Origin of the sequence: Nocardioides sp. T5, from assembly GCF_048161455.1 — a bacterium.
In the GTDB taxonomy this organism is placed as follows: Bacteria; Actinomycetota; Actinomycetes; order Propionibacteriales; family Nocardioidaceae; genus Nocardioides.
Window position 1 is genome coordinate 3242238 of the sequence record NZ_CP182415.1, and the last position, 18909, is coordinate 3261146.

Annotated in this window: 17 protein-coding genes; 3 read left to right on the top strand and 14 right to left on the bottom strand. The window is 72.4% G+C overall.

The features are described 5' to 3' along the window. Positions 1–157 precede the first annotated feature (157 nt). Genes rfbG through ACNKF0_RS15790 form a run of 3 tightly spaced genes read left to right on the top strand, consistent with a single transcriptional unit; the run spans position 158 to position 4011 of the window. A complete protein-coding gene (gene rfbG, locus ACNKF0_RS15780; RefSeq protein WP_416953617.1) occupies positions 158–1234 on the top strand; it encodes a CDP-glucose 4,6-dehydratase in 1077 nt (358 codons plus the stop codon). 60 nt (positions 1235–1294) lie between these two features. Further along, the gene (locus tag ACNKF0_RS15785) at positions 1295–2407 is read left to right on the top strand and encodes an acyltransferase family protein (protein WP_416953619.1); all 1113 of its coding nucleotides are present in this window, start codon (positions 1295–1297) and stop codon (positions 2405–2407) included. A gap of 11 nt (positions 2408–2418) precedes the next feature. Continuing rightward, positions 2419–4011, top strand: coding sequence for a DUF2142 domain-containing protein (locus ACNKF0_RS15790; protein ID WP_416953621.1), 1593 nt, complete (start codon positions 2419–2421; stop codon positions 4009–4011). Here the strand turns inward: ACNKF0_RS15790 and ACNKF0_RS15795 are convergent. From ACNKF0_RS15795 to ACNKF0_RS15860, 14 genes are all read right to left on the bottom strand, one after another. After that, the gene (locus ACNKF0_RS15795; RefSeq protein ID WP_416953623.1) at positions 3899–5578 is read right to left on the bottom strand and encodes a glycosyltransferase family 2 protein; all 1680 of its coding nucleotides are present in this window, start codon (positions 5576–5578) and stop codon (positions 3899–3901) included. The two genes, ACNKF0_RS15790 and ACNKF0_RS15795, sit on opposite strands and share 113 nt — an antisense overlap. Further along, positions 5575–5943, bottom strand: coding sequence for a hypothetical protein (locus ACNKF0_RS15800; RefSeq protein WP_416953625.1), 369 nt, complete (start codon positions 5941–5943; stop codon positions 5575–5577). Before ACNKF0_RS15800 ends, ACNKF0_RS15795 begins: the two co-directional genes overlap by 4 nt. A 64-nt stretch (positions 5944–6007) precedes the next feature. Continuing rightward, the gene (locus tag ACNKF0_RS15805; protein WP_416953627.1) at positions 6008–6736 is read right to left on the bottom strand and encodes a hypothetical protein; all 729 of its coding nucleotides are present in this window, start codon (positions 6734–6736) and stop codon (positions 6008–6010) included. Next, complete coding sequence (locus ACNKF0_RS15810; RefSeq protein WP_416953629.1) at positions 6733–7572, bottom strand: hypothetical protein; 840 nt, start codon at positions 7570–7572, stop codon at positions 6733–6735. Before ACNKF0_RS15810 ends, ACNKF0_RS15805 begins: the two co-directional genes overlap by 4 nt. A gap of 52 nt (positions 7573–7624) precedes the next feature. Next, a complete protein-coding gene (locus ACNKF0_RS15815) occupies positions 7625–9598 on the bottom strand; it encodes a TIGR03960 family B12-binding radical SAM protein (protein WP_416953631.1) in 1974 nt (657 codons plus the stop codon). Between the two features lie 111 nt (positions 9599–9709). Further along, on the bottom strand, positions 9710–10897 hold the full coding sequence (rodA, locus tag ACNKF0_RS15820; protein WP_416953633.1) for a rod shape-determining protein RodA: 1188 nt from the start codon (positions 10895–10897) through the stop codon (positions 9710–9712). A gap of 5 nt (positions 10898–10902) precedes the next feature. After that, the gene (gene mrdA, locus ACNKF0_RS15825; protein WP_416953635.1) at positions 10903–13038 is read right to left on the bottom strand and encodes a penicillin-binding protein 2; all 2136 of its coding nucleotides are present in this window, start codon (positions 13036–13038) and stop codon (positions 10903–10905) included. Continuing rightward, positions 13035–13547, bottom strand: a complete 513-nt coding sequence (gene mreD, locus ACNKF0_RS15830) for a rod shape-determining protein MreD (protein WP_416953637.1) — start codon at positions 13545–13547, stop codon at positions 13035–13037. The genes mrdA and mreD overlap by 4 nt, the downstream gene beginning before the upstream one ends. Then, positions 13544–14482, bottom strand: coding sequence for a rod shape-determining protein MreC (mreC, locus tag ACNKF0_RS15835; RefSeq protein WP_416953639.1), 939 nt, complete (start codon positions 14480–14482; stop codon positions 13544–13546). The genes mreD and mreC overlap by 4 nt, the downstream gene beginning before the upstream one ends. After that, positions 14482–15525, bottom strand: a complete 1044-nt coding sequence (locus ACNKF0_RS15840) for a rod shape-determining protein (RefSeq protein ID WP_416953641.1) — start codon at positions 15523–15525, stop codon at positions 14482–14484. The genes mreC and ACNKF0_RS15840 overlap by 1 nt, the downstream gene beginning before the upstream one ends. A gap of 118 nt (positions 15526–15643) precedes the next feature. Continuing rightward, positions 15644–16072, bottom strand: coding sequence for a nucleoside-diphosphate kinase (gene ndk, locus ACNKF0_RS15845; protein WP_416953643.1), 429 nt, complete (start codon positions 16070–16072; stop codon positions 15644–15646). A 23-nt stretch (positions 16073–16095) separates the two neighbouring features. Then, on the bottom strand, positions 16096–16512 hold the full coding sequence (locus ACNKF0_RS15850; protein ID WP_416953645.1) for a DUF4233 domain-containing protein: 417 nt from the start codon (positions 16510–16512) through the stop codon (positions 16096–16098). After that, on the bottom strand, positions 16509–17891 hold the full coding sequence (gene folC, locus ACNKF0_RS15855) for a bifunctional tetrahydrofolate synthase/dihydrofolate synthase (RefSeq protein WP_416953647.1): 1383 nt from the start codon (positions 17889–17891) through the stop codon (positions 16509–16511). Before folC ends, ACNKF0_RS15850 begins: the two co-directional genes overlap by 4 nt. 12 nt (positions 17892–17903) lie before the next feature. Continuing rightward, positions 17904–18869 carry a GNAT family N-acetyltransferase gene (locus ACNKF0_RS15860; protein ID WP_416953649.1) on the bottom strand — a complete coding sequence of 322 codons (966 nt, stop codon included), beginning with the start codon at positions 18867–18869 and terminating at the stop codon, positions 17904–17906. Between the last annotated feature and the right edge of the window lie 40 nt (positions 18870–18909).

Sequence of the window (18909 nt, forward strand, 5' to 3'; positions counted from 1 at the left end):
GGGTCCTGGTGGCGGTCGGGCGCGTGGGGGCCTGGGCCGCGGCCAGCCTATCCTTCCGGCACCCCCGGCCGGACCCCGGCCGGAGCGGGGATGCCGTGTGGTTCAATCGCGGCGACCGCTGGAAGCGCGAGGACCGCGACGACGCACGAGGGGACACATGCACCGCACCCACGACCCGGCCTTCTGGTCCGGGCGCCGCGTGCTCGTCACCGGTCACACCGGCTTCAAGGGATCCTGGCTCACCTGCTGGCTCCGGGACCTCGGCGCCGAGGTGTACGCCGTCTCGCTGCCGCCGGAGGCGGGTGCCACGCCGCTGTGGGACCGGCTCGAGCTCGATGGCGTCCAGGACGTGCGCGACGACGTCGCCGGCACCGGCTGGCTGGCGGGCGCCGCCGCGTTCCGGCCCGAGGTCGTGCTCCACCTCGCCGCGCAGTCCCTCGTCAGCGAGGGCTACCGCGACCCGGCCGGCACCTTCGGGACCAACGTCATGGGCACCGTGCGCGTGCTGTCGCTGGTCGAGTCGCTGCCCGACGTGCGCGCCGCGCTCGTCGTGACCACCGACAAGGTCTACGACGTGCGCCAACCGACACCGTTCCGGGAGGGCGACTTCCTCGGCGGCAAGGACCCCTACTCCGCGAGCAAGGCGGCCGCTGAGCTCGCCACCCACTCCTGGCCCGACCTGACGGGCCGCGTGGTGACCGCCCGGGCCGGCAACGTCATCGGCGGCGGTGACTTCGCACTCAACCGGATCGTCCCCGACATCGTCCGCGCGTGGTCGACGGACGAGACCCTCGTCCTGCGGCGGCCGCTGGCCGTCCGCCCGTGGCAGCACGTCGTCGAGCCGCTGCTGGGCTACCTGCTCTACGCCGAGGACGTCGCCGCGGGCCGCGACGTGCCCCGTGCCCTCAACTTCGGGCCCGACGCGGCCCAGGCGGTCACCGTGCAGGCACTCGTCGAGCACGCCGCCGAGCGGTGGCGCGAGCTGCGCGGACCGGCGGCGGGTGGCGCCTGGGAGGTCGATCCCCATCCCGAGATGGAGGAGACCCACGACCTCACCCTCGATGCGAGCCGGGCGCAGGAGCTGCTGCAGTGGGGCAACGCCTGGGGATGGCAGGAGGCGACCAGCCGGACGCTCGAGTGGTACGTCAGGGCCGCCGACGGCGAGGCGCCGCGAGCCCTGGTCCTCGAGCAGGTGGCGGACTACGTCGCGATCGCCGGCCGGGCCCCGCAGTAGGCCCGGATCGCGACGTCGCGGGTTCCTGCCGGGCGACCCGGCGTTGATACGGTGCACCCCATGTCTGCGCCGTCCCGCCCGGTCCGGGCCTCGACAGGCCGGCTGGCCAGAGGCGTACGGCTCGGGGACCGGATCGGCGACCGGGACAACAACTTCGACGTGCTGCGGCTGTTCGCCGCGTGGTCGGTCCTGGTCTCGCACTCGTTCGCGCTCGTCGGCGAGGCCGAGCCCCTGCACCAGCTCAACGCGAGCCTGGGCAACGTCGGAGTGCTCGTCTTCTTCGCCGTCAGCGGCCTGCTGATCCGCCGCAGCTGGGAGTACGACCCCTCGCCGCGCGACTTCTGGACCAAGCGCGCGCTGCGGCTCCTGCCGGCGCTCGCCACGGTCGCGCTGGTCACCGCGCTCGTCCTCGGGCCGATCGTCACCAGCCGCCCCCTCACGGCCTACTTCTCCGCGTGGGAGACGTGGATCTACCCCGTGCGCGTGAGCCTGCTCTACACCGTGGGGGCCGGCCTGCCGGGCGTCTTCGAGGACAACGTCTACCCGGGGGTCAACGGTCCGCTGTGGAGCCTGCCCGTCGAGGTCTTCGCCTACTTCGGCCTCTTCGTGCTGGGTGTGACCGGCCTGCTCGCCCGCCGGTGGGTCGTGACCGCGCTCGCCGCCGCCAGCCTCGTGTGGGCCGCGTGGTGGGTGCCCCACACCTCGGACTCCCTCGGGGCGGTCTACGTGCTGTCGGCCTTCGCGGTCGGCGCGGCGGCCTACACGTGGCGCGACCGGATCGTCCTGGCCTGGCCCGCGGCCCTGGCGCTGGTCGCCCTGTGCGTCGTGAGCGGGCTGGGGCCTGCGTCCGTACGAGTTGTGGTGTGGACGGTGGCGGCGGTCTACCTGTCCTACTGGTTCGCCTACGCGGTCCCGGTCGTCGGGCGGCCCCTCGTCCGCTGGGGCGACGCGTCCTACGGCGTCTACATCTGGGCCTTCCCGGTGCAGCAGACCATCGTCCTCCTCGGTGCCGACGACCCGTGGGTCGTGATGGCGATCGCGACGCCCGTCGTGTGGGTGCTGGCCATCGCGTCGTGGCGCCTCGTCGAGCGCCCGGCGCTGCGTCGCAAGCCCCGTCCGACCGCTGCTCCGGCAGGTGACCCGGTCCCCTCGACCGGGCGCGCCGCCAGCTAGGCTCAGCGCCCATGTCCACGGGACCCTCCGTCGCAACCGACGACGTCGCAACAGAGGCCGGTGACCGTTCCCGGCGTCGGGTCGGACGGGTCGTCGGCGCCTGGCTCGCGACGTGCCTGGCTGCGTTCATCGCCCTCGCCGGGTGGTCGCTGGCCTCGCCGGTCGCGTCCTCGCCCGACGACGACTACCACCTCGCCTCGATCTGGTGCGCCCAGGGCATTGACGCCCAGCGCTGTGCTCCCGTCCCTGGTGAGCCGGACCAGCGCCTGCTCCCCTACCTGGCGTCCGGCGCCGCGTCCTGCTTCGCGACCGACTTCACGCTGAGCGGCGCCTGCCAGGACGACTTCGACACCGACGAGCCCGCTGTCGCCACGGCCCACGGCAACTGGGGTGGCGCCTACCCGCCGTACTTCTACGCGGCCATGTCCGTGTTCGTGGGCAGCGACGTGCCAGCGGCCGTCCTCACCATGAGGTTGGTGAACTCCCTGATCGCGGTGGCGCTGGTCGGTGCCCTCGCGGCGTTGCTGCCGCGTCGCCGACGGCCCCTCGCCACGCTCCCGCTCCTGCTGACCGCGGTGCCGTTGTCCCTGTCGATCATCCCCTCGACCAACCCCAGCTCCTGGTCGGTGCTGGGGTGTGCCGTGGTGTGGCTCGCGCTCTACGTCGCCTACGAGGAGACGGGATGGCGCCGCAACGGACTGGCCGCGCTCGCCGTCGTCGGATCGTTCCTGGGCGCCGGCTCGCGGCCCGACACGTGCCTGTTCGTGATGATGAGCGTCGTGCTGGTGCTCATCCTGCGCGCGCGCCACCTCCGGCGCGCCCCGCTCGTGACCGGCGCCGCCGTGGCCTGCCTGGTCCTCGCGGGCACCCTCTTCCTGCGGGCCGGTCTCAACTCGGCCCTCGCGGACGGCTTCGGACAGCTCGACCAGACGCTGACCCTGAGCCAGCTGGTCCTGATGAACCTCGCCATGCTGCCGTCGCTGTGGCTCGGCATCTTCGGCTCCGGACCGCTGGGCCGCACGGGCTGGCTGGACACCCCCTACCCCCCGATCGTGCCGATGCTGACGATCGCCGTCTGGTTCCCGCTCCTGCTCCAGGGAGCGAAGCAGCTCTTCCCCGCCAAGGTCGTGGGCCTGGTGCTCGTCGGAGCGGCGCTCTTCGTCCAGCCGATGTACCTCCTCGTCCGGTCGGGCGTGCTGGTGGGCCAGGGCGTCCAGCCGCGCTACCTGCTGCCGCTCATCGTGGTCTTCACCGGGCTGTGCCTGCTCGGCGTACGCGGGGTGACGGCGCGCCTGTCGCCGGCCGCCTACTGGTCCGCGGTCGCCGCACTCACGGTGGTGCACTCGATCGCGCTGCACATCCAGATCCGGCGCTACGTCACCGGCCTCGACGTCTCGTTCGTCCGGTTCGGCGACGACACGGAGTGGTGGTGGTCGAGCGGTCCCGGCCCCACGGCGACGTGGCTCATCGCCTCGATCGGGTTCGCCGTGCTCACTGCTGTGGTGCTGGGGCAGGTGCGCGCAGTCCCGGGTCGGCGTCGCGGATCCGCTCCCGCAGGATCCGGTGCGGGTCGATCATCGGCGACGCCACAGCACTCGGCGTGAACGGGTCCTCCTCCGGGATCCCCCAGCGGCGTACGACGGCGTAGCGCTCCCACGCCTCCGCCTTCCCCTCGCGGGTGCGCGACTCGAAGTGGAACAGCTCGCAGTTGGCGACCCACACGATCGAGCGGCCGACGTGGCGGACCTTGTAGCAGAGGTCGACGTCGTTGAAGTTGGCCGGCAGCGTCTCGGTGAAGCCGCCGACCTCGAAGTAGGTCTCGCGCGTCATCGCCGCGCAGGCCGCGGTGACGCCGCTGACCTCGCGGTTGACCACGAGCTCGCCGAACGGCCCGGCCTCGTCGCGCGTCCAGAACCGGAACGGGTGCCGGTAGTGGGTGCCCCAGTAGGCGTGGCAGGCATGCTGGACGGTGCTGTCGGCGAAGTAGAGCTTGGCGCCGGTCATCCCGACCCGCGGGTCGTCCAGGGGCGCGACGAGGTTCTCCAGCCAGCGCTCGGAGATCACCTCGACGTCGTCGTTGAGCAGCACCAGTCGCTCACCGGTGGCGGCGACGGCGCCGAGGTTCATCTTTTCGCTGTAGTTGAACGGCTTGGCGTAGGGCACCAGCACCAGCCGGTCACCCGCGACCTCGCGCAGCTGCTCGAGCACCTCGGGCGGGGTCGGTGCGTCGTGGACGACGACCACCTCGACGTCGCGGTGCTCGGTGCGCGCCAGGAGCGAGCGCACGGCCTCCACGACCATCACCCGCCGCCGGCCGAAGACGAGGTCGCTCTGGCCGAGCGTCGGGATGACGACCGACACCCGGATACCGGGGTCGAGGTCGCGGTGGATGACGTAGCGGCCGGGCTCGGCCCCCTGCTCGACCCGCGCCGGGACGCCGGTGCGGTCGAGGTGGTCCTGCACGGCGCGCTGGCCGGCGACGGTGGCGTAGGGCTTGGCGTCGATGGCCGCGGACGCCGACCCGGCGACTGCACGCCAGTGGTAGAGCACCTCGGGGATGTGCACCACCCGGCGGGCGACCTCACCCACGCGCAGCACCAGGTCGTGGTCCTGCGACCCGTCGTAGCCCTCACGGAAGCCGCCGACCTCGCGCACCACCGACGTGCGGATCACGGAGAGGTGCGAGGTGTACATCTGGCCACGGAGCCGCTCCGGGGACCAGTCGGGCTTGGCGAAGCGGCCGTAGGTGCGGCCGCGGTCGTCGACCTTGTCCTCGTCGGAGTAGAGGTAGTCGACGTCGTCGTGCTCGGCGATCCGGCGCGCGTTGACCTCGAGCGCGTCGGGGGTGAGCAGGTCGTCGTGGTCGAGCAGCACCACGAACTCACCCCGCGCGGCGTCGATGCCGTCGTTGGAGGCTGCCACGATGTGGCCGTTGACGTCGCGCTCGAGCAGCCGGATCCGCTCGTCGTCGAGCATGTGGCGGGTGATGGTGCCCACCACGCGCGGGTCGGTCGACGCGTCGTCGACCAGGATCCACTCCCAGTCGCGGTGCTCCTGGGCGAGCACGGAGGCGATGGTCTCCTCGAGCACCTCGATCGGCGGGTCGAAGACCGGCGTGACGATGGAGAAGAGCGGGGTGTCGCCGGCGCTGCCGGCGCGTGCCGGGCTCACCGCAGCCGCCGGCGCACGGCTCCCGCGACGCGTCGCGGGAACGACGTACGCGCTGCCGACAGCTCGCCCTCGAGCTGGGCCACCCGGTTGCGCAGGCGCTGCACCTGCTCCTCCTGGCGCTTGCGGGAGCGGTCGAGGCGCTGCTGGAGCTCGTCGCGGCGGGCGGTCGTGCGCCGCAGCTTGCGGGTGGTCGAGCGCAGCTCCTGGGCGAGCCGGGTGAGGTCGCGGTTGACCCGACCGACCTCGGCGTCGCTGCCGATGACCTGGTCACGGCTCAGGAGCAGCTCGTGGCGGACCTCGGCGATCTCCCGGCGGAGCCGCTCGATCTCCGACTCGCCCGCCGGGGTCGTCGCGTCCTGGGTCACCCTGTCTCCTCCGCATGCTGCCGCGCGCGGGTGCGCGCCGGTCCTGCTCCGTGCGCGCGTCAGGCTATCCCAAGGCTGGACCGTCGCCGGGCAGGCCCGACGACGGGACGATGCCCCTCCTGCCCGCCCAGGAGCCGTGCTCGGAGATCGCCCGGAACCGGTAGGTCGCGAACTCGTGGTGGAAGTCGCGACGGTCGCGCTCGGCCATCGCCGCGGCGTGGCGGGACGGGTCGGGCACGGCCGAGCGGCCCCGCACCATGTCCTCCATCTCCTGCACGGTCCGCCAGACCGAGAAGGTGGAGATGGTGCGCGGCGGGCGCAGGGCGGCGACGGCGAGGGTCACGCCCGGGTGGTCGCGCACCAGTCGTTCGACCGGCCTGCCGCTGCGCAGGAACCGCGGCAGCTCGGGGATCCGCATCCGCGCCAGCGTCACCGCCACGACGGGCTCGTCCTGCCGCCAGGCACCGGCCCGCGCGGGCAGCCCGGGGAGGGCGGCGAGGCTCGACCAGCGACGCAGGAACTCGAGCCGGACGTGCCAGCCCCCGGCGAGCTCGCGCCCCAGCGCGTCCCGGGCCAGGAAGCGCTCGAGCGCCGCCTCGTCGCGCCACTGCCCGAAGACGGCTAGCCGGCCGACCTGCAGGCGGTCCGGTGACACGACGGGGGCGCCGAGCCGCATCAGCGAGAGGCACTCGAGGTGGTCGAGCCCGGGCGTCGAGCCGCCCGGTGGCCGGACGAGCGCCCGCACGCCCACGTGCCTCGGCACCTCGGCGAGGTGGAAGGAGTGGATCGTCACGACGCTCGCTCGAGCTTGTAGTGCAGGCGGACGGCCGACGCCGTCCGGAGGCGCAGCTCGTGGTCGGTCCGCAGCACCCCGTCGCCATCGACGTAGAGGTGGAAGGTCTCGTGCAGCGGGACGCGCGCGGCGTGGGCACGACGGTCGCGGACGACGACGTACGCCCCGTCCTGGCCGAAGCGGCCCGTCGGGGACTCCAGGAGCAGACCGCCGTCGGCGGTGACGGTGGGGCGGAGGAACACCTGCACGTTGCCCGACTCGAGCGGGAACGCGACGTGGACGCTCGGGCGGTCGGCGCCGGGCAGCGTGCGCGCCGAGTAGGCGCCGCTGAAGACCGGCCGACCGGTGCCGCGCAGGGTGCGGGTCCAGGCGGCCGCGACCTGGTCGCCGTCGCGGTCCCGGATCGGGGTGACCCGGCTGTCCATGCCGCGGGCGACGTCGAGCGGCCGCATGGGAAGGGCGAGCTGCTCCACCCGCCGCCCCCACAGCCGGGAGACCAGCTCCCCCGCCGGCCAGAACACCGGCGACCAGGACGACCAGACCTCCATGTGCCACGACGCGGTGCGCTCGTAGAAGTCGCGGATCTCCGGTCGCAGGCGGGCGGAGTCGAAGCCCGGTCCGTCGAGCACCGCCATGGAGGGCAGCAGTCCGGCGTCCGGCTCATCACCGCCCAGCACGCCTCCGTGCCGGGCGGCCTCGGCCGCGAGCCAGTCCTCGCCGACGCGAGGCTCCCGGCTCACCGGTGCGTCCAGCCACCGCTCGCGACCCTCGAGGTCGACCCGGCGACCCGTCAGCTGCCAGAACTTCCGGGACCCGAGGTCCAGCACGTGTGGCACGAGCCGGATCATGCCACGGCCCACGGCGCTGACCGCGGAGGTCAGACCGCCCTCACACGACGGAGAGCGGGAGCAGCTTCTGGCCCGTCGGGCCGACCTGGATCTCGGTGCCCATCTCGGGGCAGACGCCGCAGTCGTAGCAGGGCGTCCAGCGGCAGTCCTCGATCTCGATGTCGGCGCCGTCGGCCGTCGCGAGGGCGTCCTCCCAGTCACCCCACAGCCAGTCCTTGTCCAGACCGGAGTCGAGGTGCTCCCACGGCAGCACCTCGTCGTAGTCACGCTCGCGGGTGGTGTACCAGTCGACGTCGACCCCGGTGCCGGCGAACGCCTTCTCGGCCGACGCCATCCAGCGGTCGTAGGAGAAGTGCTCGCTCCAGCCGTCGAAGCGGCCCCCGTCGCGCCAGACCTCCTCGATGACCCGCCCGACGCGCCGGTCGCCGCGGGACAGCAGTCCCTCGACGATGCCGGGCTTGCCGTCGTGGTAGCGGAAGCCGATCGCGCGGGCGTACTTCTTGTCGTCGCGCACGACGTCGCGCAGCTTCTTCAGCCGGTCGTCGGTGGTCTCGTGGTCGAGCTGCGCGGCCCACTGGAACGGCGTGTGCGGCTTGGGGACGAACCCGCCGATCGACACCGTGCAGCGGATGTCGTTGCGGCCGGTGACCTCGCGCCCCTTGGCGATCACGCGCCTGGCGAGGTCGGCGACCTGCAGCACGTCATCGTCGGTCTCGGTGGGCAGGCCGACCATGAAGTAGAGCTTCACCTGGCGCCAGCCGTGGGAGTACGCCGCTGCGACGGTGCGGATCAGGTCGTCCTCGCTGACCATCTTGTTGATCACCTTGCGCATCCGCTCCGAGCCGCCCTCGGGGGCGAAGGTCAGGCCCGAGCGACGGCCGTTGCGGGAGAACTCGTTGGCGAGGGTGATGTTGAAGGCGTCGACACGCGTGCTGGGCAACGACAGCGAGACGTTGGAGCCCTCGTAGCGGTCGGCGAGGCCCTTGGCGACGTCACCGATCTCGGTGTGGTCGGCACTGGACAGCGACAGCAGGCCGACCTCCTCGAAGCCCGTCTTGCGGATGCCGTTCTCGACCATGTCACCGATGGTCTCGATGGACCGCTCGCGGACCGGGCGGGTGATCATCCCGGCCTGGCAGAAGCGGCACCCGCGCGTGCAGCCGCGGAAGATCTCGACGGAGAAGCGCTCGTGGACGGTCTCGGCGAGCGGCACCAGAGGGTTGGCCGGGTAGGGCCACTGGTCGAGGTCCATCAGCGTGTGCTTGCGGACCCGGAACGGGATGCCGGGCCGGTTGGGCACGACGGCCTCGATCGAGCCGTCGGCGGCGTAGGCCACGTCGTAGAACCGCGGGACGTAGATGTTGCCCGTGACCGCGAGCCGGCGCAGCAGCTCCTCGCGACCGCCGGGGCGGTCCTCGGCCTTCCACTCGCGTACGACGTCGGAGATCGCGAGCACGACCTCCTCGCCGTCGCCCAGCACGGCGGCGTCGACGAAGTCGGCGATCGGCTCGGGGTTGAACGCGGCGTGGCCGCCGGCGATCACGACCGGGTCGTCCTCGCCGCGGTCGACCGCGTGGAGCGGGATCCCGGCCAGGTCGAGGGCGTTGAGCATGTTGGTGTAGCCGAGCTCGGTGGAGAAGCTCAGGCCGAAGAGGTCGAAGGCGCCGACGGGGCGGTGGCTGTCGACGGTGAACTGCGGGATCGGTCCCTGCGCGTCACCCTCGCGCATCACCTGCTCCATGTCGGGCCACACCGAGTAGGTGCGCTCGGCGAGGATCCAGTCGCGCTCGTTGAGCACCTCGTAGAGAATCTGGACGCCCTGGTTGGGCAGGCCCACCTCGTAGGCGTCGGGGTACATCAGGGCCCACCGGACCGTCGGACCACCGGTGTCCGACGCCTCCGCGCAGTCCCAGTCCTTGACGACGGAGTTGAGCTCACCGCCGACGTACTGGATGGGCTTCTGCACCGACGGAAGCCTCGCCTCCAGGCGCGGGAAGACCGACGCGACGGACATGACAGCAACACCTCGACAGGGCTAGGAACCAGGGACGGGCGGGCACGGTGGCCGCGCCGACCCTCAAGGTTACGTCCCGGTCGGTGGTGCGGCCTACTCAACGGCCCCTGCTCATCGACCCAGCGGGCCCGCCGACCTCAGGTGGATGTTCTGCAGCAGCCCGAGCGCCAGCATCCCGGCGAACAGCGAGCTGCCGCCGTAGGACACGAACGGCAGCGGCACGCCGGTGACCGGCATGATGCCGAGGCACATGCCGATGTTCTGGAACGCCTGGAACCCCCACCAGCAGGCGATGCCGGCGGCCGCGACGCGGCCGAAGAGGTCGCCGGCCTGGGCGGAGATCACGAGCGCGCGCCAGATCACGACGGCCACGAGCAGGATCAGCACGCCCGCGCCCACGAGCCCGAGTTCCTCACCGGCGACGGTGAAGATGAAGTCGGTGTGCTGCTCGGGCACGAAGCCCGAGCGGGTCTGCGAGCCGTCGAAGAGGCCCTGTCCGAAGAGGCCGCCGTTGCCGACCGCGATGCGTGCCTGCTCGGTGTTGTAGCCGGCGCCGCGCGGGTCGAGGCCGGGGTTGGTGAAGGCGAGGAAGCGATCGACCTGGTAGGGCTTGAGCACCCCCAGCGACACCGCCGCGACGGCGCCGCCGACCGCGCCGACGCTCAGGCCTGCCAGCCACAAGCGGCCGGCGCCGGCCACCGCGAGCACGCCGAAGACCGTGGCGGAGAGCACCAGCATGGTGCCGAGGTCGGGCTGGAGCAGGATCAGCGCCGCGGGCACCGCGGCGATCACGAGCATGACGACGACCTCGAGGCTGCCGACGCGCCTGCCCCACCGTCGTTCGGTGCGCTCGGCCACGACGAGCGCCATCCCGATCACCACGGCGAGCTTGGCGAACTCAGCAGGCTGGATCGACATCCCGCCGAGCTGGATCCACGACCGTGACCCGTTGATCGTGCTGCCGGCCACCAGCACCATGACCAGTCCGCCGACGCTGGCGAGGTAGGCCAGCGGGGCGAGGATCCGCACCCAGCGGTGGTCGGTGGCGAGGACGGCGACCATCAGCACCAGGCCGATCGCGACGTTGACCAGCTGCTTGCGCAGGTAGGCGTTGGGATCGCCGCCGGTCAGGTCGGCGCGGGTCGAGGTGGCCGACCAGACGAGCAGGGTGCCGAGGACGACGAGCGCCAGTGCGGCCAGCATCAGCAGCCAGTCGAGCCCCGGGGCGCGGAGGCTCGACGCCGCGCGCAGGGGCCGGGCGGCGGGACGGCCGGTGGGCCGGGTGGACAGGACGGTCATCGGAGCTACCCCCCCGCCTTGTCGGGGACGGGCGGCATGATCGACCCGTCCTCGAGGAACTGCGGCAGCCTGGCGGGCGGCACGGTGCCCGGGATCGCGGCGCGTGCGGGACGCACGGACTCGCCCTCGATGCCGTAGAGCGCCTCCCAGATCGCGCGGATGCCCTCACCGGTGGAGCCCGACCCGGTACCGCCCTGGCTGATCATCATCACCACGACGTAGTCCTTGGAGTAGGACGCGACCCAGCCGGTCGACTGCTTGCCGTAGACCTCCGCGGAGCCGGTCTTGGCGCGGATGGTGACGTCGTCGATCGGGAAGCCGACGAGCTTCCACGCCATCGTGCCCACGCGGGAGACGTTCTCCAGGGCCCCGTCGATGTAGTCGAGGTACTTCTTCGGCACGTCGACCTTCGCGACCTTCCTCGGCGCGATGCGGCGCAGCACCTTGCCCTCCGGGCTGACGATCGCCTTGGCGACGGTGGGCGCCCAGAGGGTGCCGCCGTTGCTGAGGGCGGCGTAGCCGCGGGCGAGCTGCAGCGGCGTGACGATCGTGTCGCCCTGACCGATGGAGAAGTTCACGGCGTCGCCGGCACGGTAGAGGTTGCCCTCGAGGCAGAACTCGCGCGCGAACTTGTAGACGAAGTCGCTGGTGTCCTCGGTCTGCGGCTTGTCGCTGAGCTCGCAGTAGTAGTCCCTCTGCGACTCGTAGTAGGCCTGCTTCCAGTGGCGGTCGGCGATCCGGCCGGGCGCCTCACCGGGCAGGTCGATGCCGGTGCGCGAGCCGAAGCCGAACTCCTTGGCCTCCTCGACCAGCGGGTCCTTGGCGTCGATGTCGGCCGGGTCGCTGCCGAAGCGCTGCCAGAAGTCGTAGCCGATGCGGTAGAAGAAGGTGTTGCAGGAGACCTCCAGCGCCTTGGCGAAGCCGATGCTGCCGTAGGCGCCGGACTCGTAGTTCTTGAACACCCGGTTGCCGACCTGGAATCCCGACGAGCACGGCAGCGTGGTGTCCATCGAGTAGCCGTTGGTCAGGGCGCCGGCCGTCATGAACGGCTTCCACGTCGACCCGGGGGCGAACTGGCCCTGGGTGGCGCGCGAGAGCAGCGGCGTGCCGGCCTTCTCGGAGTAGAGCCGCCTCAGCTGCTCCTCGCTGATGCCGCCGGTCCACACGTCGGGGTCGTACGTCGGCTGGCTCGCCATCGCGATGACCCGGCCGGTCTTCGCGTCGAGGACGACGGCGGCACCCGAGTCGGCGACGTACTTGCGGCCGGTCACCGTGTCGAGCTGCGTGCGCTGGAAGGCGATCCGCTGGGCGAGCTGGCGCTCGACGACCGACTGCACCTTGGCGTCGATCGAGGTGACGAGCGTGTCGCCGGGGGTGCTCTCCACGAGTGAGTCGTCGCCCAGCACACGGCCCATCGAGTCGACCGCCACGCGGCGGTAGCCGGGCAGGCCGCGCAACCACTCGTCGTACTGCTTCTCCACCCCGGCGCGGCCGACGACCGAGGCGCCGTTGAGGGAACGGTCGTCGCGCTCGGCGGCGAGGTCGTACTCGTCCTCGGTGACGGGGCTGAGGTAGCCCAGCACGTGGGCGAGGTTGATGCCGAAGGGTCGTGGGTAGGAGCGGACGTTCTGCTGCTCGGCGAGGACGCCGGGGTAGTCCTCCGGCTGCTCGAGCACCTGCAGGGCGACGCTCTTGGAGACGTCGGTCGCGACCGGGACGGGCTGGTAGGGCGAGCCGTTCCAGCAGACGTCGCGGACGCTGCCGGGGTCGCCGCAGGTCACGAGGCGGGCCTCGACGTCCTCGGCGTCGGCGCCGACGACGACCGAGACGCGCCGGACCAGCTCGGTGCGCTGGCCCTCCCCCAGCTTGCCGAGGAGGGTGCGGTCCATCGAGATGACCCACGACGTGCGGTTGGCCACCAGGGGCCGGCCCTGGTTGTCGACGATGAGCCCGCGCTGGGGCTGGACGACGATGTCGCGCACGGACTGGTCGGCGGCCTGCGCCTGGTAGGACTCGCCGCCGATGACCTGGAGGTAGTAGAGCCGGACGAACAGGGTGGCGAAGAGCGAGAAGACGAGTGCCTGCACGACCACCAGGCGCAGGCGGCTGCGGTCGCCCCTGGCCCGGGTGGCAGGCCTCACGAGGCGGCCCACTGCGGGCTGAGCCGGGCGAAGAGCTTCATCAGCGGCGGGAGCACGAACGGCGTGAGCAGCACGTCCCAGGCGACGGCGACCAGGACGACCTCGAGGAGGCCCGCGACCGACATGGCGGGGTCCTGGAGCAGCAGCCCCGACAGCGCGAAGAGCGAGCTCGCCACGAACGACGCCGCGGCGACGGTGCCGACCACGGCGAGGGCGGTCGGCTTCTGGTCCTGGCGCACGCGGGCGGCGAGGAACGCCGCGATCGTCAAAGCGAGCGCCCAGCGGCCCGCCACGTGGTCGGCCGGCGGAGCCAGGTCGAGGGTGAGCCCGGCCGTGAACCCGAGGACCAGCGCGAACGGCGCCTCGACGGTCAGCGCCGCCGCGACCACGACGAGCAGGCAGAGGTTGGGCACGATGCCGTGCCACGCGACGTGGGGGAACAGCGTGACCTGCACGACGAGCGCGACGACGACGGCAGCCAGCGCTGCCACCCAGCGGAGCCCCTTCACCGCAGGCTCCCGTCCGCCTCGATCACCGCGCGGTCGCTGCGGGAGCCGCTCGGCACCATGACGCCGACGACGTCGAGGGCGGAGAAGTCCACGAAGGGCTTCACCACCGCACGCTGGGAGGCCTCGCGCAGCGAGCTGTAGACCTCGGTGATGGTGCCGATCGGCACGCCCGGGGCGTAGGGACCGGTCGTGCTGCCCCACGTCACCACGGTGTCGTCGCGCGCGGGCACCGACGCGTCGTCGACGAGGCGCAGGTCGAGCCCCGCCTCCTGGTCGAGCGACCCGCTGCCGGTGACGAACCCGATCTCCATGCTCGATCCGACACGGCCGCCGACGGTCGAGTCGGGGTCGATGACGAGCAGCACGGTGGCGGTCGTGCGGGTGACCCGCAGGACCCGGCCGACGAGGCCGTCGTTGTTGACGACCGTCATGTCGGGGCCGACGCCGGCCGCCGAGCCGGCGTCGATGGTGACCGTGAAGCTCTGTGACTGCCGCGACCCGAGCGCGACCACGCGGGCCGGGACGAGGGCGGATCCCAGGTCCTCCGCGGCCGTGGTGAGTCCGTCGTACTGCTCGAGGCGGTTGCGGTCGAAGCCGGCCAGGTCGATCCGGCCCTTGAGCTCGGCGTTGCTGGCCTCGAGGTCACGCACCTGGTCGGCGAGGTCGCCCTTGCTGCGGAACCACGTGGGGACGGCGGTGAACGGCCGCACCGCCGCGGCGACGCCGGCCTCGGCCGGACCGAACGCCTCGCCCACCGCGCGCCGCGCCGGCTCGATCGGCGAGCTGCCGCCACCGGAGACGTCGAGGGTGATCAGCGTGATGCTGGCCAGGACGAGCGCCAGCAGCAGCGAGCGCGGCGGACGGTTGCGCGACTCGAGCCGGTCGAGCCCGGTCCAGCGGCGCTCGCGGCCCTCGTGCCCCCCGAAGGCCCCCATCAGAAGCGCCTCGGGTCGGACACCAGGACCTGCTGGAGCGCCTCGAACTCCTCCACGCACTTGCCGGCGCCGTAGGCCACCGAGGACAGCGGGTCCTCCGCGACGTGGACGGGCATGCCGGTCTCGTGGCGCAGCCGCTCGTCGAGGCCGCGCAGCATCGCGCCGCCGCCGGTGAGGACGATGCCGCGGTCCATGATGTCGCCGGCCAGCTCGGGCGGCGTCTGGTCGAGGGTCGTGCGGACGGCGTCGATGATGTTGTGCAGCGGCTCCTCGAGCGCCTGGCGCAGCTCGGAGCTGGACACGACCACGGTGCGGGGCAGGCCGGAGACCATGTCGCGACCGCGGATCTCGGCGTCGGGCTCGGTGGGCAGCGGGAAGGCGGAGCCGAGGGTCATCTTCATCTCCTCGGCGGTGCGCTCCCCCAGCATGAGGGAGTACTCCTTCTTCATCCAGGCGATGATCGCCTGGTCGAGGTCGTCGCCGGCGGTGCGCACCGACAGGCTCGTGACGATGCCGCCCAGGCTGATGACGGCGACCTCGGTGGTGCCGCCGCCCACGTCGACGACCATGTTGCCGGTGGCCTCGTGGACGGGCAGCCCGGCACCGATCGCGGCCGCCATCGGCTCCTCGACGATGTAGACCTTGCGGGCGCCGGCCTGGTAGCCGGCCTCCTTGACCGCGCGCTGCTCGACGGCCGTGATGCCGCTCGGCACGCAGATCACCATGCGGGGCTTGGCGAAGTAGCGGCGGCGGTGCACCTGGTGGATGAAGTAGCGCAGCATCTGCTCGGTCGCCTCGAAGTCGGCGATCACGCCGTCCTTGAGCGGGCGGATGGCCGCGATGCTGTCGGGGGTGCGACCGATCATCCGCTTGGCCTCGTGGCCCACGGCGAGCACCTCACCGGTGGTGGTGTTCATCGCGACGACCGAGGGCTCGTCGAGCACGACGCCCCGGCCACGGACGTAGACGAGCGTGTTGGCGGTGCCGAGGTCGACGGCCATGTCGCGGCCGATCAAGCCCCCTGTTGTGCCATTCAGTGCCATTGCCGCTGCTGCCCTTGCAGGTCGGGTCGTACTCGGGAAGAGGAGTCGGCGAGGCTGCCGACCCACGCTCAGGTTAAGGAGCGGGACCGGGTCTTCCCGGGAGGACACGCGGCGGGCGTCAGCCCAGGTCGCTGAACCAGATGCCGATCTCGCGGGCCGCCGACTCCTCGGAGTCCGAGCCGTGCACGAGGTTCTGCTGGACGGCCACGCCCCAGTCGCGGCCGAGGTCGCCACGGATGGTGCCCGGGGCGGCGACGGTCGGGTCGGTGGCGCCGGCGAGCGAGCGGAAGCCCTCGATGCAGCGCTCCCCCTCGATCACGACGGCCAGCACGGGCCCGGAGAGCATGAACTCGACGAGCGGGCCGTAGAACGGCTTGCCCTCGTGCTCGGCGTAGTGCTCGGCGAGGATCTCGGGGGTCGCGGTGCGCAGCTCGACGGCCGCGAGCGTGTAGCCCTTGGCCTCGATCCGGCGGAGGACCTCGCCCGAGAGGCCGCGGCGCACGCCGTCGGGCTTGACGAGGACGAGGGAACGCTGGACGGTGCTCATGCGGGGCAGCCTAGCGAGGAGGCTCAGGTCTGCTCCGCGCGGTACGCCGCCCAGGCGGCGGCGCGCTCCCGCTCGATCTTGCGGCCGAGCAGGTCCGCGGCGGTCCAGAGCGCGGCGAAGACGGCCCCGAGGCCGAACATCACGGGGACGACGAAGCCCAGGCCGATGGCCGCGACCTGCACGACGTAGCCGGCGAGGTAGGCCCACTCGGCCCGCAGCATGCCGGCCAGCAGCAGGCACACGACCGCGAGGCCCAGCCCGACGGCCACGGCGGTGCCGGCCGGGACGTCGGCGATCGTGATCATGACGGGCGTCGTCAGGCCGAGCGTGATCGCCTCGAGGCTCAGGACGGCGGCGGCCATCCCGCGCCGGGGCGAGCGCTCGGTGTTGCTGGGCACCGGGTCACCGGGCACCTGGTCACTGGGCACCTGGTCGCTCATCGCCGTCCCTTGAGCAGGGAGCGGGCCTCGCCCACGGTGACGACCGACCCGGTGACCAGCACCGCACCGGCACCGATCGAGACGTCGATGGCCTCCTGGGCCTCGGCCAGCGTCGCGGCCCGCTCGATCGCGTCGGCCAGGTCGGGCACGACGCTGACGCGGTCCTCGCCGAAGATCTCGGCGGCCGCGCGCCCGAGGGCCGCGGCCGAGAGCGAGCGCGGGGTGGAGTTCTGGGTGCAGACCACGTGCGCGAGGTGGGGCTCGAACGCCGCCAGCAGTCCGTCGTGGTCCTTGTCCTCCATCACGCCCAGCACCCCGACCAGCGGGCTGAAGGAGAAGGAGTCGTCGAGTGCGGCTCCGACGGCCTCCGCCCCGTGCGGGTTGTGCGCGGCGTCGAGCAGGATCGTCGGGCTGCGGCGGATGATCTCGAGCCGGCCCGGCGAGGTGACCTCGGCGAAGGCGGCGCGCACCACCTCGTCGTCGAGGACGCCCGTCCCGGCGAACGCCTCGACCGCGGCGAGCGCCACGGCGGCGTTCTGGGCCTGGTGCGCGCCGTAGAGGGGCAGGAACACGTCGTCGTACCGAGCGCGCAGGCCCTGCAGCGAGACGACCTGGCCGCCGACGGCGGGCGTGCGGGCGACGACGCCGAACTCCATGCCCTCGCGCACGATCGTCGCGCCGGCCTCGGCCGCGCGCTCGAGGAGCACGGCAGCGACCTCCGGCGTCTGCTCGGCCAGGACGGCGACCGAGCCGGGCTTGATGATCCCGGCCTTCTCGGCTGCGATGGTCACCGCGTCCTCGCCGAGGTACTTGGCGTGGTCGACCGCGACCGGCAGCACCACCGCGACGTCGGCGTCGATCACGTTGGTGGCGTCCCAGCTGCCGCCCATGCCGACCTCGACCACGGCCACGTCCACCGGGGCGTCGGCGAACGCGGCATAGGCCATCGCGACGATCGTCTCGAAGAAGCTCAGTGGGTGGTCCTGCTCGGCGTCGACGAGGTGCGTGTAGGGGGCGACGTCGTTGAAGGCGCGGACGAACGCCTCGTCGTCGAGGGGCTCCCCGTCGACGCTGATCCGCTCGCTCATCCGCTCGAGGTGCGGGGAGGTGAAGCGTCCGGTGCGCAGGTCGAGGGCGCGCAGCAGCGTCTCGATCATCCGGCTGGTGCTGGTCTTGCCGTTGGTGCCGGTCAGGTGGATCGAGCGGAAGGAGCGCTGCGGCTCGCCGAGCAGCTCGGTGAAGGCCTCGATCCGGTCGAGGCTGGGCTCGAGCCTGGTCTCCGGCCAGCGCGACAGCAGCGCGTCCTCGACCTCGTCGTAGGTCTCGGCGAGGCGGGGGGCGTCGGCGGCGTCGGGGGCCGTGTCGTGGGGGTCAGTCATCGCCCCTCGAGTCTATTGACCTCCGCCACCGGGTGACGACTCGTCGCCGGGCACCCGCACGACGTGCTCGGCCATGTCCACCGTCGGCTCGTAGCCCAGCGCCGCGTAGATCTTGTTGGACGTCGGGTTGGCCCGGTCGGTGAACAGGCACATCCGGTGGCCCGCCTCGAGTCCGCGCCGCGTCAGCTCGCCGACGACGTACGACGCAATGCCTCGGCCGCGGAACTCGCGCGGCGTGAAGACCGGGCCGATGCGGGAGACGCCGTAGGACGGCAGTCCGGCGCCCGTCAGGTGGGCGACCGTGCCGTCGGGCAGCTCCCACAACCACTCGACGCCCTCCCTGATCCGGACGAGCACGCTGTCGAGGGTGTTGTGCTCACCGGCCGCGGGGTCGGGCTCGCGCCCGGCCTGCTCGTCGGCCTCTTCGTGGAAGGCGGTGAACCACGCCAGCACCAGGTCGGCGTCGTCCTCGGTCGCGAGCCGCAACCGCCCCTCGGGCGCGGGCGGCACGACGACCGAGGTGGCCTCCCACAGCCGGGTCGCCTTGTCGGCGACCACCACGCCGCCGGCCAGCTCGGCCGTGGCGCGGGCCAGCACCTCGGCACCGGGCAGGGCGCCGTTGGCGCCGCCCAGGAGCTCCCCGCGCTCGTGGAGGGCGGTGGCAAGCATGCGGGCGGCGGCGTCCGGCATGGGCATCGAGAAGGACGGGTGCGGCGGGAAGGGGGCGGTCCGCATGGTCGCGCTCACGGCGCGTCCACCGGCGTCGCGCACCACCACCCACCAGCGCTCGAACGGCGCACCGACCTCCGCCCACGAACCGCGACCGACCGCCACCTCCCGCGCCGTCCGCTGGGTGACGCTGGCGATGACGCTGCCCATCACCGGGTCAGCGGCGAGGACCTCACCAGCGGCGCCGAGGAAGGGCTGGGGGTGGTCGAAGAACTCGAGCGTGAACGCGCCATCGGTCGGGAGATCCATGCCGTCACGCTAGGGGTCGGTGGATGCGCGTCGATACTCG

What these genes read in the sequence shown, in the direction of transcription:
- ACNKF0_RS15850 (WP_416953645.1), bottom strand. Translation starts at nt 16,512, where the DNA reads ATGAGCGACCAGGTGCCCAGTGACCAGGTGCCCGGTGACCCGGTGCCC.
- mreC (WP_416953639.1), bottom strand. Translation starts at nt 14,482, where the DNA reads ATGGGGGCCTTCGGGGGGCACGAGGGCCGCGAGCGCCGCTGGACCGGG.
- ACNKF0_RS15815 (WP_416953631.1), bottom strand. Translation starts at nt 9,598, where the DNA reads ATGTCCGTCGCGTCGGTCTTCCCGCGCCTGGAGGCGAGGCTTCCGTCG.
- rfbG (WP_416953617.1), top strand. Translation starts at nt 158, where the DNA reads ATGCACCGCACCCACGACCCGGCCTTCTGGTCCGGGCGCCGCGTGCTC.
- ACNKF0_RS15840 (WP_416953641.1), bottom strand. Translation starts at nt 15,525, where the DNA reads ATGGCACTGAATGGCACAACAGGGGGCTTGATCGGCCGCGACATGGCC.
- ACNKF0_RS15785 (WP_416953619.1), top strand. Translation starts at nt 1,295, where the DNA reads ATGTCTGCGCCGTCCCGCCCGGTCCGGGCCTCGACAGGCCGGCTGGCC.
- ndk (WP_416953643.1), bottom strand. Translation starts at nt 16,072, where the DNA reads ATGAGCACCGTCCAGCGTTCCCTCGTCCTCGTCAAGCCCGACGGCGTG.
- rodA (WP_416953633.1), bottom strand. Translation starts at nt 10,897, where the DNA reads ATGACCGTCCTGTCCACCCGGCCCACCGGCCGTCCCGCCGCCCGGCCC.
- ACNKF0_RS15860 (WP_416953649.1), bottom strand. Translation starts at nt 18,869, where the DNA reads ATGGATCTCCCGACCGATGGCGCGTTCACGCTCGAGTTCTTCGACCAC.
- folC (WP_416953647.1), bottom strand. Translation starts at nt 17,891, where the DNA reads ATGACTGACCCCCACGACACGGCCCCCGACGCCGCCGACGCCCCCCGC.
- ACNKF0_RS15790 (WP_416953621.1), top strand. Translation starts at nt 2,419, where the DNA reads ATGTCCACGGGACCCTCCGTCGCAACCGACGACGTCGCAACAGAGGCC.